At 64.2% G+C, this 14961-nt stretch carries 11 protein-coding genes; 3 read left to right on the forward strand and 8 right to left on the reverse strand.

What is annotated here, in order from left to right; genetic code table 11:
• Positions 1 to 85 precede the first annotated feature (85 nt).
• A complete protein-coding gene (locus HZY77_RS05715; protein WP_296819636.1) occupies positions 86 to 508 on the forward strand; it encodes a BON domain-containing protein in 423 nt (140 codons plus the stop codon).
• Positions 509 to 563: 55 nt separating this feature from the next.
• On the opposite strand, the gene HZY77_RS05720 is transcribed toward HZY77_RS05715, so the two are convergent.
• Complete coding sequence (locus HZY77_RS05720; RefSeq protein ID WP_296819638.1) at positions 564 to 1109, reverse strand: flavin reductase family protein; 546 nt, start codon at positions 1107 to 1109, stop codon at positions 564 to 566.
• Between the two features lie 206 nt (positions 1110 to 1315).
• The gene (locus HZY77_RS05725; RefSeq protein WP_296819640.1) at positions 1316 to 1624 is read right to left on the reverse strand and encodes a hypothetical protein; all 309 of its coding nucleotides are present in this window, start codon (positions 1622 to 1624) and stop codon (positions 1316 to 1318) included.
• Positions 1625 to 1768: 144 nt separating this feature from the next.
• On the opposite strand from HZY77_RS05725, the gene ada reads away from it, so the two are divergent.
• Together ada and HZY77_RS05735 are read left to right on the forward strand one after the other, a co-directional pair.
• The gene (ada, locus tag HZY77_RS05730) at positions 1769 to 2935 is read left to right on the forward strand and encodes a bifunctional DNA-binding transcriptional regulator/O6-methylguanine-DNA methyltransferase Ada (RefSeq protein WP_296819642.1); all 1167 of its coding nucleotides are present in this window, start codon (positions 1769 to 1771) and stop codon (positions 2933 to 2935) included.
• Positions 2932 to 3417 (forward strand): CZB domain-containing protein, encoded by a 486-nt coding sequence (locus tag HZY77_RS05735; RefSeq protein WP_296819644.1) that lies wholly within the window; start codon positions 2932 to 2934, stop codon positions 3415 to 3417. The genes ada and HZY77_RS05735 overlap by 4 nt, the downstream gene beginning before the upstream one ends.
• Here HZY77_RS05735 and HZY77_RS05740 read toward each other — a convergent pair.
• The 6 genes from HZY77_RS05740 to HZY77_RS05765 all read right to left on the reverse strand — a co-directional run bounded on the left by HZY77_RS05740 (position 3407) and on the right by HZY77_RS05765 (position 14839).
• Positions 3407 to 4318 (reverse strand): CoB--CoM heterodisulfide reductase iron-sulfur subunit B family protein, encoded by a 912-nt coding sequence (locus tag HZY77_RS05740; RefSeq protein WP_296660991.1) that lies wholly within the window; start codon positions 4316 to 4318, stop codon positions 3407 to 3409. The genes HZY77_RS05735 and HZY77_RS05740 overlap by 11 nt on opposite strands.
• Before the next feature lie 10 nt (positions 4319 to 4328).
• The gene (locus HZY77_RS05745; protein ID WP_296819646.1) at positions 4329 to 4961 is read right to left on the reverse strand and encodes a 4Fe-4S dicluster domain-containing protein; all 633 of its coding nucleotides are present in this window, start codon (positions 4959 to 4961) and stop codon (positions 4329 to 4331) included.
• A gap of 13 nt (positions 4962 to 4974) precedes the next feature.
• Positions 4975 to 7236: an FAD-dependent oxidoreductase gene (locus HZY77_RS05750; RefSeq protein WP_296819648.1), complete on the reverse strand. Its 2262-nt coding sequence runs from the start codon at positions 7234 to 7236 to the stop codon at positions 4975 to 4977.
• Positions 7237 to 7239: 3 nt separating this feature from the next.
• On the reverse strand, positions 7240 to 8523 hold the full coding sequence (locus HZY77_RS05755) for an FAD-dependent oxidoreductase (protein ID WP_296819650.1): 1284 nt from the start codon (positions 8521 to 8523) through the stop codon (positions 7240 to 7242).
• Positions 8524 to 8733: 210 nt separating this feature from the next.
• Positions 8734 to 11274 carry an EAL domain-containing protein gene (locus HZY77_RS05760; protein WP_296819652.1) on the reverse strand — a complete coding sequence of 847 codons (2541 nt, stop codon included), beginning with the start codon at positions 11272 to 11274 and terminating at the stop codon, positions 8734 to 8736.
• 4 nt (positions 11275 to 11278) lie between these two features.
• Positions 11279 to 14839 (reverse strand): response regulator, encoded by a 3561-nt coding sequence (locus HZY77_RS05765; RefSeq protein ID WP_296819654.1) that lies wholly within the window; start codon positions 14837 to 14839, stop codon positions 11279 to 11281.
• Between the last annotated feature and the right edge of the window lie 122 nt (positions 14840 to 14961).

Here is a 14961-nt window from a genome sequence, read left to right on the forward strand (position 1 = left end):
GCCGACATCGCAGCATCCCCGCTCGGTGCGTAGCCAGCAACCATGTTGCATCTTTGGCTCCCATCCATTTCGTAAGGAGATCCGCATGAAACACGTATCCAGTATTGCAGCATTCGCCCTCGCGTCAGGCCTTGCCCTGCTGGCAACCGGATGTGACCGCAAGCCCGCAGATCAGCCGGCCAATGCAGCCAGCCCGACGACGGGCGAGAGAATGGACAACGCTATCGACCAAACCAAGCAGGCAACCCAGGATCTGGGCAACACGCTGGAACAGAAAGCCGACCAGGCGGGACAGGCCATCGACGACGCCACGATTACGACGTCGATCAAAGGCAAGTATCTGGCCGACGATACCCTCAAGGGCCTCGACATTTCGGTTGAAACGGACCACGGCGTGGTGATGCTGACCGGTACGGTACAGAGCGATTCGGCCAAAGAGCTCGCCTCGAAGATTGCTCAGGGCGTAGAGGGCGTGGTAAGCGTCAACAACCAGCTCACCGTCAAATAAGCCGTTCGCTCCTTGGAACCGGTCAGCGCTTTCCGCCTGTCATGGCTCCGACGCCTCATGAGTGGCCTGGAAACTCGCTACGCCCGCCAGCGCTACCGAGGTGCTCGGGCAACAATTCGTCGCTTCCGTCCATGTCCCCCACTTCGTCATAACGCAGGGGCCGGGCGCCTCCTCGCAGGAAATCGCCGCCCGTTATCTCGGCCAGGATCACCATGTGGTCGCCCGCCGGATGCCTTGATACGGCGCGGCAGTCGAGATAGGAGAGCCCTTCATCCAGGATCGGGGCGCCTGAGGGCGCTGCGTGCCAGGCTACTGCGCTCAGTTTGTCCTCGTCCTGGGCGCTATGGTTGCCGAAGAAGTCTGCGAGGGCGCATTGGTCGCGCTGCAATACCGTCACTGCGAACACGCCACCTTCCACGAGCAAGGGATATGACGCATTGTCGGGATTGACGGCCATTGCCAGCATGGGCGGTTGCATGGACACCTGCATGACCGACGAGGCGGTGAAGGCGTTCCGCCGGCTGTCCTTCCCCACGCCCACCACATAAACACCTTGGGTCACGGTCATCAACAGACGCTTGACGGGGTTGTCTACGCTCATGTTCACTCTGCTGGCACATGCGCCACACTTAGGGGCCGAGCACGCACTATGCGCGGATAGGCCAACCTGGGCGAATCGGCATGGTCCGAAACTGGCGTAAGACAATTCCGGCTGCGCGAGCGAGCCGGGAAAATGCGGAGTCCTTGTTAGGCGTGACTCGCCTCAACCTACTTGAACAACCCGATTGCCGGGTCAATCGGCCGCCATTACGGCTCATACCCTTCACGATGCGTCGCATTGATCGTGCGCAGCAGCTCTCGGAAGGGAATGCTGCGCTCGTGCTTCTTGAACAGCGGCATGAAGGCGAGGTCCTCGCCCGACCCCACGCCCGCATACTTACCGGAAGCCATCGCTTCGTGCAGGTCGCGCAGCATCTTGTCGAGGTCGTCCAGGAAGGGCGTATAGGTCGACGCCTCGTCATCGTCGTGTTCCAGGCAGGCACGCAGTTCGTCGACTTCGTACACCGCTTCGTGCACCAGGTCGATCAGCTGATTGAAGTCTTGGGCTCTTTTCATGTTCGTGTGCGTGTTGGAGAAAACGTAAGGATACCGCCGCTTGGCGGGCGGTGCGACAGGCGCGCGATTCGAACGCAAGTTCCGGATTGCGGCGCGGTCCGAACCGGCCGACACTGTGATGAACGAAACCCGGATGCACTCGCCATGGATACCGAATCTGCCGTTCCNCCACCGCATGCCGACGAGCCGGAAGCCGACCCGCTCACCGAACGGCGCTGGCAGGCGGTGGTCCGCCGCGATCCGCAGGCGGATGGCGAATTCGTCTACGCGGTCCGCACCACCGGCGTGTATTGCCGCCCGTCGTGTCCGTCACGCGCAGCGAAACGGGAGAACGTGGCGTTCTTCGATACCGCCACGCTTGCGGCGGCGGCGGGCTACCGGCCCTGCCAGCGCTGCCGGCCGGACGCACCTTCGCTGCAGCAGCGGCGCCATGCGCTGGTGCGCCAGGCCTGCGAGGCCATCGAGCATGGTCCGGCCACGCCGACGCTCGCGCAGCTGGCGCGGCAGGCCGGGATGAGCCCGTATCATTTCCAGCGCATCTTCAAGGCCGTCACCGGCCTTTCCCCCAAGGCCTATCACCAGGCCCTGCAGGCCAAGCGCGTCACGTCCGCGCTGCAGTCCGCGCCGTCGGTGACGGCGGCCATCTACGATGCCGGCTTCAATTCGACCGGCCGCTTCTATGAGAACGCCCCCGCCCTGCTCGGCATGGCGCCGGGCCGCTATCGCCAGGGCGGTGCCGGCGAGCACATCCGCTACGCCGTCGAACGCTGCACGCTCGGCTGGATCGTCGTCGCGGCGACCCGCAANGGGATCTGCGCCATCGAGTTCGGAGACGAACCGCAGGCGCTGGCCGATCGCGTGCGGACCCGCTTCCCGCAGGCCGCGTTCGAGCCGGCCGACGATGCGTTCCGGCACTGGGTCGCCCGGGTGCTGCGCCATATCGAACAGCCGCGCGGCGTGCTGGACCTGCCGCTGGACGTGCAGGGTACGGTCCTGCAGCACCGCGTCTGGCAAGCGCTGCAGGCGATCCCGGCCGGCCAGACCGTGAGCTACGGCGAGCTCGCCGAACGTCTCGGCCAGCCGAAGGCCCATCGCGCCGTGGCGCACGCCTGCGCCGTCAATCCCGTGGCGATGGTGATCCCCTGCCACCGTGCCGTGCGCGCGGACGGGTCGCTGGCCGGATACCGCTGGGGCCTCGAACGCAAGGCGGAACTGCTGAAGCGGGAAGCGGCCGCCTCTCTCCTCAAAGAACCGTCCGCCGATGCCGTTATTGATGGAAAGCCATCAAAACGACACAGGAGGACACGGTGAGCATCAAGCGCGACATCGAATACGCCATTTACATCCACGGGGCATGGAAGACCCATTTCCGGAATTTCCTGGGCGGGCGGGCGCCGATGGACATGTCTGTCGTCGGCAGCACGCACGCGTGCAAGCTCGGGCACTGGCTCGACAACGAGGCGCGGCGGATGCTGTCGCCCGACGACCATGCCGAGGCCTGCCGGCTGCACGCCCGGTTCCACGAAGTGGCCGGCGGCATCGTCGACAACATCAAGCAGAAGAATTTTGCGGTCGCGCGCGTCGCTGATCCCGGGCGGGGCCTTCGACCAGGCCAGCCACGGGATGGCCGCCTTCCTGCGCAGGATGCCCATGCGGCAGCGGGCGCGCGGCAGAACCGACACCGAGGTGAAGCAGGCCGCCTGACCGCCTCTTGCCTCCTGCCGTACGACAGACACAAAAAACAGGGGCCGCCGCCCCTGTTTTCCTTGGTGAAACCGCTGATCAGCCCTTGACTGGCTTGGCGGCGATTTCCTCCAGCCTGCGCGCCTTGATGACCTGACCGTTCAGCGCGGCGTCCTTGGCGCTGCCACCGTAGGCCACGACCATCAACTGGCTGTAGTACATCACCGGGATGTTGAACTTGGTACCGTAGCGCTGGTTGATCTGGCCCTGGTAGATCTCGACGTTGGCCTGGCACAGCGGGCACGGCGTGACGATCATCTCGGCGCCATGGTCGTAGGCCGACTCGACGATGTCCTTGATCTGCGCCTGCGCCTTCTCGGGTTCCGAGAACGCCAGCGCGCCGCCGCAGCAGGTCACCTTCATGTCGTATTCGGGAATCGACTCGGCGCCCACCATCTCGACCATCTTGTCGAGGTAGACCGGGTTTTCAAACGACTCGCCGGCGACGCCGAATGGGCGGTTGGTCTGGCAGCCGACGTAGCCGGCGATCTTGACGCCTTCCAGCGGACGCACGACGTGCTTCTTCATCTCGTCGAAACCGAGGTCCTCGATCAGCACTTCCACCATGTGGCGGATCTCGGGCATCTCATTGATCGTCAGCCCGGCTTCCTTCAGCGCTTCGCGGGTGTCGGCCATCAGCGTGTCGGAATGCGTCAGGCGCTCGCGGGTCTCGCGTGCGCCTAGCCAGCAGGCGGCGCAGGTGGCGACGATCTCCTGCCCGGGCAGGTTCTTCTCGGACAGCGCGAAGTTGCGCGCATTCATCACGTGGCGCGGCAGTTCGCCGGCTTCCGCATAACCAATGGATGCGCCGCAGCAGTTCCAGTCGGGAATCTCGGTCAGCTTGACGTCGAGTGTCTTGCACATCGACTCGACCGAGGTCAGGTAGTTGGATGCGGAAGCGCCCTTCTGCGACGAGCAACCGGGGTAAAACGCGTATTCATGTTTGGCCATATCTTTCTCCTCAGCCCGCCATCTTGGCGGCCTTGCGGCTGCGTTCGATTTCGTAGGCTTNTTTCAGCATCGCCTGGATGCCTTTCTGGTCCTTGCACTTGTGGCCGCCGAGCAGTTCGAACGGGTTGAGCCGCTTGGCCTTCAGGAGGCCAATCGCCACGTCCTTCATCTTCATGCCTTCCTTGATGCCGGCACCGAAACCGTCCTTGAAGTACAGGCCCATCGACAGCTTGAGCTCGTTTACGCGTCCCGTATGGGTGCAGTTCTTCCAGAACAGGCCGCTGAAGAAGCGCGTCGGCTGCATCTTCGGCGCCTTGCCGAGCCGGTGCGCGTATTCGGCGATGCCGTGCATGATGTGGGTGATCGGCAGCTTGCGCGGGCAGCGCACGATGCAGTTGTAGCAGGAGGTGCAGTTCCACATCGAGGTCGTGGTCAGCACTTCCTCGCGCTTGCCGGCACGGATCATCATGAAGAGTTCCTGCGGCGGGTGCTCCCAGGCCGACTGGAAGTTGGTCGGGCAGGAACCGGAGCAGACGCCGCATTGCATGCACATCTTGACCCAGTCGCCCATCTCGACCTGTTCTTCGATTTCCTTCAGGAAGTTGTTGCGGTATTTCTCCGCCAGTGCGGTGTTTGCGCTCATGGTGGGTCTCCTGTTAGAAGCCTTTGAACGGGCTGGGGCCTACGGCAACCAGCTCGGCGGCATACTTGTTGATCATGTCGGGCACCCGCTCGATGTCCGTGATGGCGACTTCGAGATCGCGCACACGCTCCGATTCCAGATTCAGCGTCTTCAGCGTGTCATCGATCTTGGACATGCGCACACGCCCCAGTTCGGAACCCTTGACGAAGTGGCACTGATATTCGTCCCCGGATTTGCACCCCATCAGCATCACGCCGTCGTAGCCGGCGTTCAGTGCATCGGTGATCCAGATGGTGTTGACGGAACCGAGACAGCGGATCGGAATGATGCGCACGAAGGCCGAGTACTCGTTGCGGCTCATGCCCGCCATATCGAGCGCCGGGTAGGCGTCGTTCTCGCACGCCAGGATCAGAATGCGCGGTTNTTCCGAGAACTCGTCAGGGATGTCGACCGCCTTGATCTGCGCACCGACCGTGTTGACCGAGTAGTTCTCGAACGAGATCACGCGCACCGGGCAGGCGCCCATGCAGGTACCGCAACGGCGGCAGCGCGATTCATTGAATACCGGGAAGCGCTTTTCGTCCTCGTCGATGGCGCCGAACGGACATTCCACTGTGCAGCGCTTGCACTGGGTGCAGCCTTCGAGACGCACCTTCGGGAACGACAGGTCGCCCGAACGCGGATGCGCGGCGCGGCCGAGCTCGGCATTTTCCAGTGCCTGGATCGCCTTCAGCGCGGCACCGGTGGCATCCTCGCGCGCCTGCGCGATGTCCATCGGGCGGCGCACCGGGCCGGCCGTGTAGATGCCGGTACGGCGGGTTTCGTAAGGGAAGCAGATGAAGTGCGAATCGGTGAAGCCCTGCTTCAGCTGCGGCACGTCCGGCCCCTGGCGGTAGGTCAGGTTGAGGATGGAAATCGGCTTCACTTCCACTGCGGCGCTTTCGGCAGACGGCTCGCCTTCCTGGCCTTCGACCTGCGGCTTGGTCAGGGCATCGATGTTGATGCCCGAGTTCGCCACCTGGCCGGTGGCCAGCACCACCAGGTCGACGTCTGCCACGGCGGCATCCTTGTCATCGAGGATCAGGTCATGGAATTTCACCGTGCTGGTATTGCCGCCGGGTACCACTTCGGCGACCTTGCCCTTGGTGAAGATGACGCCCTTCTCCTGCGCGCTACGGTAGAAGTCCTCGCCGTTGCCGGNGGTACGCAGGTCAGTGTAGATGATGGTGGTGTCGACGGACGGGTTGGCGTCCTTGAAGTACATCGCCTGCTTGATGCTGGCGTTGCAGCAGAAGCCCGAGCAGTAGGACAGGTGCGTGCCGGTCGGGTCGCGTTGGCCGGCGCATTGCACGAACACCACCGATTTCACCGGCTGGTTGTCCGACGGACGGCGAATGATGCCGTCTCCTGCCGCAGCCGCTTTCGCCAGCGCTTCGAGACCGGCCTGGTCGACCACGTTGGGCGACTTGCCGCCGCCGAGCTCGGGCAGCTTGTTCATGTCGTACAGCGTGAAGCCGGTTGCCTGCACGATCGCACCGATGTCTTCGGTGTGCGTCGCACCCGATTCGGTGGCGATGTCGACCACGAAACGGCCCGGCGCACCATCGGTCTTGGCGATGGTGGCGTTGAGGTAGACCTTGATGTTGCTGTCGCCCATCACCAGGGAGGCGAGGTCGGCCACGCCGGTATCGGCCGGCGACTTGAAAGGCTCGTGCACCGGCGTGCGCTTGTAGAGCTTGCCGGCCCAGCCGCCGAGTTCGCCGGACTTTTCCACCAGCACCACCGAATAACCGGTCTTCGACGCTTCGATCGCGGTCGTCATGCCGGTCACGCCACCGCCCACCACCAGCAGGGTCTTGCTGCTGCCGGTATTGGTGTTGCCGCCGGGTGCGGTCATCGCCTTCACTTCGGCGCAACCCATGCGGATGTAGTCTTCCGCCATGTCCTGCGTGGTTTCGCGCGCTTCCTCGGTATCGGGACGGATCCAGATGACGCCTTCGCGCAGGTTGGCACGCGCCACCGCGTTTTCGGGGAAGAAGAACGCTTCGGTCTTGGCGCGGCGCGAGCAGGCGCCGATCATGATATGGGTGACGCCTTCGTTCGCGATGTCGTTCTTGATCATCGCCACGCCGTCGGCGTTGCACAGGAAATCGTGCGATTTCGCCAGCGGCACCTTGCCGTCCTTCTGTGCGATCTTGACCAATGCGTCCGTATCCAGACGCTCGCCGAGTCCGCAGCCCTTGCAGATATACGCTGCGACTTTGATGTCAGCCATTGTTTACGCCTCCGCCTTCGCTACTTTGTTGACCACCTGGATGGCGCGCAATGCCGCCGCGGTGGCCGATTGCACGGCACGGTTCACGTCCAGCGCATTCGACGCGCAACCGGCGCCGAACACGGCACCGTTGGCCGGATCGGCTTCGATGAAGCCGCTCGAATCCGCCACGATGTGGCCGGGAATGTTGATGCCCTTGACTGAAGGTTCCATGCCGACCGCCAGCACCACCAGATCGTGCGGCGTGGTGTAGCGCTTATAGCCTTCGGTGTTGACGCCCCAGCACACCGGGTTGCCCTGCTCGTCTTCGGTGATCTTCGCGACCTTGGACTTGATGAAGCTGACCGAGGGATCGGCCTGGATTTNTTGATAGAAATCCTCGAAGCGGTCGATGGCGCGAATGTCGATGTAGTAGATGGTCGACTTGCCGTCTTCCGGATACTTCTCGCGCACATGGTGCGTCTGCTTCAGCGACGCCATGCAGCAGATGCGCGAGCAGTGGCGCAGGTGGTTCTCGTCACGCGAGCCGGCGCACTGGATGAAGGCGATGTTCTTCGCTTCCTTGCCGTCGCTGGGGCGCAGGATCTTGCCGCCGGTGGGGCCGTGGATGTCGGCCAGGCGCTCGAATTCGACGCTGGTGATGACGTTCTTGAAGCGGCCGTAGCCGTAAGGCTGAATTTTCGCCGCATCGTAGGGCTGCCAGCCGGTCGCCCATACCACCGCGCCAGCCTTGACCTGGATCGTCTCCTCCTGCATGTCGAGGTCGATCGCGCCGTACTTGCAGGCGGCCTTGGCCTTGTCCGCATCGGAGGTACCGATGATCGCCGGGTCCAGCACGTAGCGCTGCGGATAGGCCATCGCATTCGGCAGGTAGGCCGCCTTGTGCTGGCCGAGGTTGTAGTTGAACGGATCGTCCACCATCGTCTCGACAGCGCGCCCGCAATCGCCGCAGGCGGTGCAGTTCTCGTTCACGTAGCGCGGCTTGATCTTGATGGTGGCGGTATAGTCGCCGGTACCGCCTTCGATGCCGGAGACTTCGGCCAGTGTCAGCACGCGCACGCGGGNGTTGTTCTTGAGGCGGCGCAGGTTGATTTCCAGACCGCAGGTGGGGTGGCACAGCTTGGNGAAGTAGCGATACAACTGGGAAGTCCGTCCGCCCAGTGCGGGATNTTTCTCAACCAGAACGACGTTCTTGCCGGTTTCGGCCGCTTCGAGCGCGGCGGTCATGCCGGAAATCCCGCCGCCCACCACGAGAATCGTCTCGTTGGTCGCAACATGCTCCGTCATTGTTGTTTCCTCCATCCAATGGATGCAAAATCATTTGAAACCGCCCGAAAAACCGCCCCGGACGGTCGGGCATTTCATATAAGTGAATCCCTGAAATGGTACTCGAAGGCCATGCCTGCCGCCACGGCCAAGTGCGCATTCTCAATCGAAGTTTTCTATGCGGGAATAAGGGAAGTGTTTTCAGCAGGCCGGGCCGTCCCGGCACCTCCCTCAGGCCGGCTTGAACGATCCCATGAAACGTGTCATATCGTCGGCTGGCAACGGCCGGCTGATCAGGTAGCCCTGCATCACGTCGCATTTCAACGCGCGCAGATAGCGCGCCTGCTCCTCGTCCTCCACGCCCTCGGCGATGATCTCGAGCCCGAGGCTGTGGCCCATGGCGATCACGGCCTTGACGATCGAGGCATTGCCGCTGTTGGTCGTCACGTCGCGCACGAAGGAAATGTCGATTTTCAGCTTGTGTACCGCCAGCTGCTGAAGATAGGCCAGCGAGGAATAGCCGGTGCCGAAATCGTCGATCGACAGGCATACGCCCAAGGCCTTGAGTTCGGCCAGCGCCTTGAAGGACTGGTCCCGGTCCATCAGGACGAAGCTTTCGGTGATTTCAAGCTCGAGCTGCGCGGGGGCGATCCCGCTTTCCTGCAACGCCTCTTTCACCGATTTGACCAGATGTCCCCGGTTGAGCTGGACGGCGGAAACGTTCACCGAAACCTGCCTGGGCGCCCGTCCGCTATCCGACCAGCCCCGGATCTGACGGCATGCCGCACGCAATACCCAATCCCCGAGCGGCACCACCAGGCCGCTTTCCTCGGCCAGCGGGATGAATGCGTCGGGCGGGATCATGCCCCGCTCCGGGTGCTGCCAGCGCACCAGCGCTTCAAGACCCACGATCTCGCCGCTGGTGAGATCGACCTGCGGCTGGTAGTACAGACACAGTTCCTGCCGCTCGAGCGCGCGGCGCAGGTCGGCTTCGAGCGTCAAGCGCTCCTTGGAGCGGCTGGTCATCTCCGGCGAGAAGAAGCGCAGGACACCCCGCCCCTGCGCCTTGGCCTGGTGGAGTGCGGCGTCGGCGCTGCTCTGCAGGGTCGCGGCATCGCGGCCATCGGCCGGATACAGCGCGATGCCGATGCTCGCGCCGGTGTAGATCTGCTTGCCGTCCAGCTGGAAGCGTTCGCCCAGCGCATCGATCATGTGCTGGGCGACCAGATCGATGCCGGGCAGGCTCATGCCGCGCTCGACGATGATGTAGAACTCGTCGCCGCCGATACGGGCGATCACGCTGCCATCGGGCAGCAGGTCCAGCAGGCGCTTGCTCACCTCGACCAGCAGCTGGTCGCCCACGCTGTGGCCGAGGCTCTCGTTGACGGTCTTGAAGCTGTCGAGATCGAGGAACAACAGGGCAAACCGGCCCTGGCTGCGTTCGGCATTGAGGACGGCCTGTGCCAGCAGTTGCGCGAACAGCGCGCGATTGGGCAGGCCGGTCAGCGGATCGCGGTGCGCGAAGAAATCCAGCTTCTGCTCGGCCCGCTGGCGATCGGTGATGTCGCGATGGGAGCCGCGCACGCCCAGCGCCTTGCCTGTCGCGTCATGTACCTTCCGGCATACATGCTCGATCCAGCGTTCGCCGTCGTCGCGGGCGCGGATGCGGAAGATGAGCAGTTCCGGATTGGCACTGGACGCGCATGGACCCTGCTTTCGCCAGGCCTCCAGATCGTCCGGATGGATGATCTTCTCCATCAGGCCGGCGTCGGCGAAGAAATCGGCGGGGGCGTAGCCCGATACATCCTGGCAAGCCGGCGACACATAGAGATAGCTGCCGTCGGNGGCCAGCCAGTACTCCCAGTTGGGCGAATAGTCGGCCAGGATGCGGTACTTCTCCTCGCTCTGCTCGAGCATGGCCGTGCGCTGCGCCACCTGGTCCTCGAGAAAATGGCGCAGCCGGGCAAGCTCGAGGTGCGTGCGCACGCGCGCGCGCACCTCGTCGATGTCGAACGGCTTGGTGATGTAGTCGGCCGCGCCGATGCTGAATCCCCTGACCTTCTGCTGCGTCGCATCGACCACTGTGACGAAGATGACCGGAATGCGGTTGCCGGCCGGCGTCGCCTTGATGCGCCGGCAGACTTCGTAGCCATCCATCTCCGGCATCATGATGTCGAGCAGGACCAGGTCGGGCGGCGTCGGCCCTTCGACCAGCTCGATCGCCCTGGCGCCGGTGCGGGCGACCAGGATCCGGTAGTCGTCCTTCAGCGCTTCCAGCAGCTCATGGATGTTTTCCGGAATGTCGTCGACCACCAGCAGCGAGGGCGGGCGTTCCGGATCGGCATGCTCGGCAATGTCGAACATCACCGGGTTCTTCCGGTAGCGCTGCAATTCGAGCTGGGTGCGGATGCGCACATGCAGCAGTTCCGGATTGACCGGCTTGACGAGGTAATCGGCCACGCCGAGCCTGAGGCCGCGCGCCTCGTCGGTAGCATCGTCCTGCGCCGTGACGAACATGACCGGGATGTCCGCGGTAGCGGGGTGCGACTTCAGGTGGGCCAGCACGGAATAGCCGTCCATGCCCGGCATGCGGATATCGAGCAGGATCAGGTCGGGCGGTGGCTGGTGCTGGGCAAGCTGGAGAGCCTTCTCGCCGCTGGTGGCCGCAATGATCGCATAGTCGTCGCGCAGGACATGCATCAGCGCGTGCAGATTCTCGTGNNCGTCGTCGACGATGAGAATGCGGGGGCGACCCGGGGCGGATTGCGTCATAGGCTCACTCCGTTTCCGATTTCAGGCGTTCCAGCAGCGTACGGAGCTGCATCCGTGCTTCATCGATGGCGAAAACATCGACCTGGGCGGCCAGTGCTGCGATCTCGGCTTCCAGCGGCGTACCGCACACGCCCGCGCGCAGTTCCAGCAACANGGGCTCCGCCGCCCCCAGGTCGCCGTCCAGGGCCCGCGCCAGACGGTCCAGCCGCGCCCGAATCCCGGCCGCATCGAGCGGCTCGGCAGCAGGCACGGGGGCCGGCGGAAGTCGGGATGCCAGGCTGTCGATATCCTGCATCACCGCCTGCAGTCGCGCCTGCAAGTCCGCCAGCACGGCCGNGGGAGGCATCGTCTCCTGCTTCAGCAGCGTGTCGACCTCGCCCACTTTCTCGTACAGCGCTGTGGCCCCGATATTCCCGGTGACGCCCTTCAGTGCATGGCAATACGCTTCCGCCTGCTGCAGGCNCGCCTGCGCCAGCAGCCGCTGGAGTTCCTCGCCGGCGTCGGCATAGCGCTCGCGAAAACGGCGCAACTGCCTGCAGTATGCCTCGACCTTGCCGCCGATGCGGCGAATGCCTTCGCTCGCGTCGAGACTGGCGAGCGCCCGCAGCGCGGGCGGGATATCCTCCATGTGCCGTTCCGGCGCGGCATGTACCGCCGCGCCACCACGGGGCACCCGCAGGTGCAGCCATTTCGCCAACACGCTCAGCAGCCGGTCGGGCGCCACCGGTTTGGTAACGTGGTCGTTCATCCCTGCGCTCTGGCTCTTTTCGGCATCCTGCACCATGGCCAGCGCGGTCATGGCGATGATCGGCAGCGTGGCGAATCGCTCGCCGCCAGGCGCCGCTGCCAGCGCACGAATCCGGCGAGACGCTTCCAGGCCGTCCATGACCGGCATCTGGATGTCCATCAGGACGGCATCGTAATCCTGCATCCGCACCTTCTCGACCGCCTCCTGGCCATTCACGGCCACGTCTACCTCAATGCCTTCGCTGCGTAGCAGCTCGGTGGCGAATTCGCGGTTGATGTCGTTGTCCTCGACCAGCAGCAGGCGGGCGCCGGCCAGCTGGCCGGCGGACACCGCGTGATCCAGCGGGTTGCCGCGAAGCCGGTCGTCCGGGCCGAGGATGCGTCCGCGCCCCAGCACCGAGAGGATGGTGTCGAGCAGCGTCGACGGCGACACCGGCTTGATGAGAAAGCCGTTGACGCCCACCTGCTCGGCCAGCCGGATCACGTCCTCGCGCCCGTAGGCGGTCACCATCACCACCTTGGGCTGGTGCGGGCCGGGCAGGTCGCGATGGATGCGCTGCGTCGCCTCGTCGCCGTTCATCCCCGGCATGCGCCAGTCCATCAGCACCAGGTCGAAGGGCGCGTCGCCTGCCGCCTTGAGCGCCGTCAGCGCCTCGGGACCGCTTTGCGCCGTTTCCACGTCGAGATGGAAGAAGCGCAGCATCCCCGCCAGGATTTCGCACGACACTTCGTTGTCGTCCACCACCAGGACACGGATCCCCTTGAGCAGCGGGCCCGCCTGCTCCACCAGCTCGCGCCGCCGCGCCTCGGCCTGCTGGGCGATCAGAAACCGGACCGTGAAGCAGATCGTCGTCCCCACCCCCGGCTGCGAATCCTCCACCCAGATGCGGCCGCCCATCTGTTCGACCAGATTCCTGGAAATGGCGAGTCCCAGGCCGGTACCGCCGAAACGGCGCGTGGTCGACTGGTCGGCCTGGGTGAATTTCTCGAACAGCCGGGACTGCACCTCCGCCGTCATGCCGATGCCGGAGTCGCGCACGCAGGCCTGCAGGGTGAGCGCCGTATCGGTGAGGTCGATGCCGCTGAGCGCCAGTTCGACTTCGCCTTGCTCGGTGAATTTCACGGCGTTGCCGCACAGGTTGAGCAGCACCTGGCCCAGACGCAGCGGATCGCCAATCAGCACCGGCGGGATCGACACGTCATAACGAATGAGGAATTCGATGCCCTTGTGCTCGAGCTGGTAGCTGATCGCGTCGGCCAACTGTTCCATCACCCCGTCGAGGCCGAACTCGACGCTTTCGATCTCCAGCTTGCCGGCCTCGATCTTCGAAAAATCGAGAATGTCGTTGATGATGCCGAGGAGCGAATGCGCCGCGCCCTGTGCCTTGGTCAGGTGGTTGCGCAGGCTGGGCGCCAGGTCGCCCTTGAGCGCCAGATAGAGCATGCCGAGGATGGCGTTCATCGGGGTGCGGATTTCGTGGCTCATGTTGGCCAGGAAATCCGACTTCATGCGCGTCGCCTCCTCGGCCAGGGCCTTGGCCGTGCGCATGGCCTCCATGGCGGCGCGTTCGGCCGTGATGTCCTCGATGATGCCCACTACCCCCTTGGACGGATCGGCGGGATCGACACTGCGCACCGACATCCGGGACCAGAAGCGGCTGCCGTCCTTGCGCACGACCGGTTGCTCGCGCACATGGGTTTCGCCCCGCGCGATCTGCGCATACATCTCCTGGCCGACCTGGATGAAGCTGGCGTCATCGGCATACCACATGCGCGTCGACCGGCCGACCTGCTCGCCCGGCGCACAGCCGAACAGTTCGTCCATACGCCGGTTGCTGCGCACGACGACCCGCTCCTTCGCCAGCACGATCCCCACGCTGGCGGAATCGAACAGGGCCTGCAATTCGCCGCTGCGCTCCGCCACCAGCCGCTCCAGATCGGCACGCTGGCGCTCCAGCTCCTGCGTCGTCCTGACCAGCGCCCGCGTCCGCTGGTCCACCTGCCAGCGCAGTAGCAGGCTGATCAACAGCAGCAGCAGCATTGCCGCCGCCAGCCCGGCCAGCGACCAGCGCACCCAGCGTGGTATCCGCGTGGCGGACGCCGCCGCCATCGTGCGATGCAGGGCCTCGAAATAAACCGAATCCGGATCGTGCCGCCAGGCGGTCAGATGCGCATCGATGCGCGCCAGCAGATCGGCGTTGCGGCCTTTCGTCGTCGCAAAGTAAAGGGTCGATGGCAGAAAGACGATTGGTGTTTCCTGCAACTTGTACTGGTCGCCATTGCGCGCGGCATAGAAACTGTTGGTCACCACCGCATCGGCCTCACCCGCCGCCACGGCGGCGTACCNCTGGTCCAGCGACGTCACCGGCACGGCCTGGTAGGCCAGGTGGCTGCCCGCCATCAACTGGGCGAAGAAGGCTTGCTGGATCCCGCCCTGCAGAATGGCGATGCGCCGGCCGGCAAGATCGGTGAGCGATTGCACCTTCAAGTGGGNGGCGCTGTAAACCTGGGACCAGCTGCTGGCGACCGAGACGCCGTGAAAATCGTAACGCTGGGCGCGCTCGCTCGAGAAGGCCACATCGGGCATCAGGTCGATCTGCCCAAGTGCCAGCTGCTGGAGGCAGCTCGACCACTGGCATGGGATATAGCGCAGTTGCCAGCCTTCGTCGCGCGCCATCGCGTCCAGCAGTTCGACGAACAGGCCAGCTGGCTGGCCGTTCGCGTCGGTGTAGACCTTGGGTGCGTTTTCGTAGAGCCCCACCCTGACGACGCGCTGATCGTGCGTGCCCTCCAGTCCGACGCGCCATTGCCAGGCCATGGTCGCCAGTGCAAGCAGCACGGCCAAGGCGACAACGGGCAGCAGGAGGCGGGGGATTTCAAGACCAATATTTATTTTTATCAAGGGTCCGGCAAATATAGCCTGATTTCTTATCGAGCAGC

Source organism: Thiobacillus sp. (assembly GCF_013693775.1).
In the GTDB taxonomy this organism is placed as follows: Bacteria; Pseudomonadota; Gammaproteobacteria; order Burkholderiales; family Thiobacillaceae; genus Thiobacillus.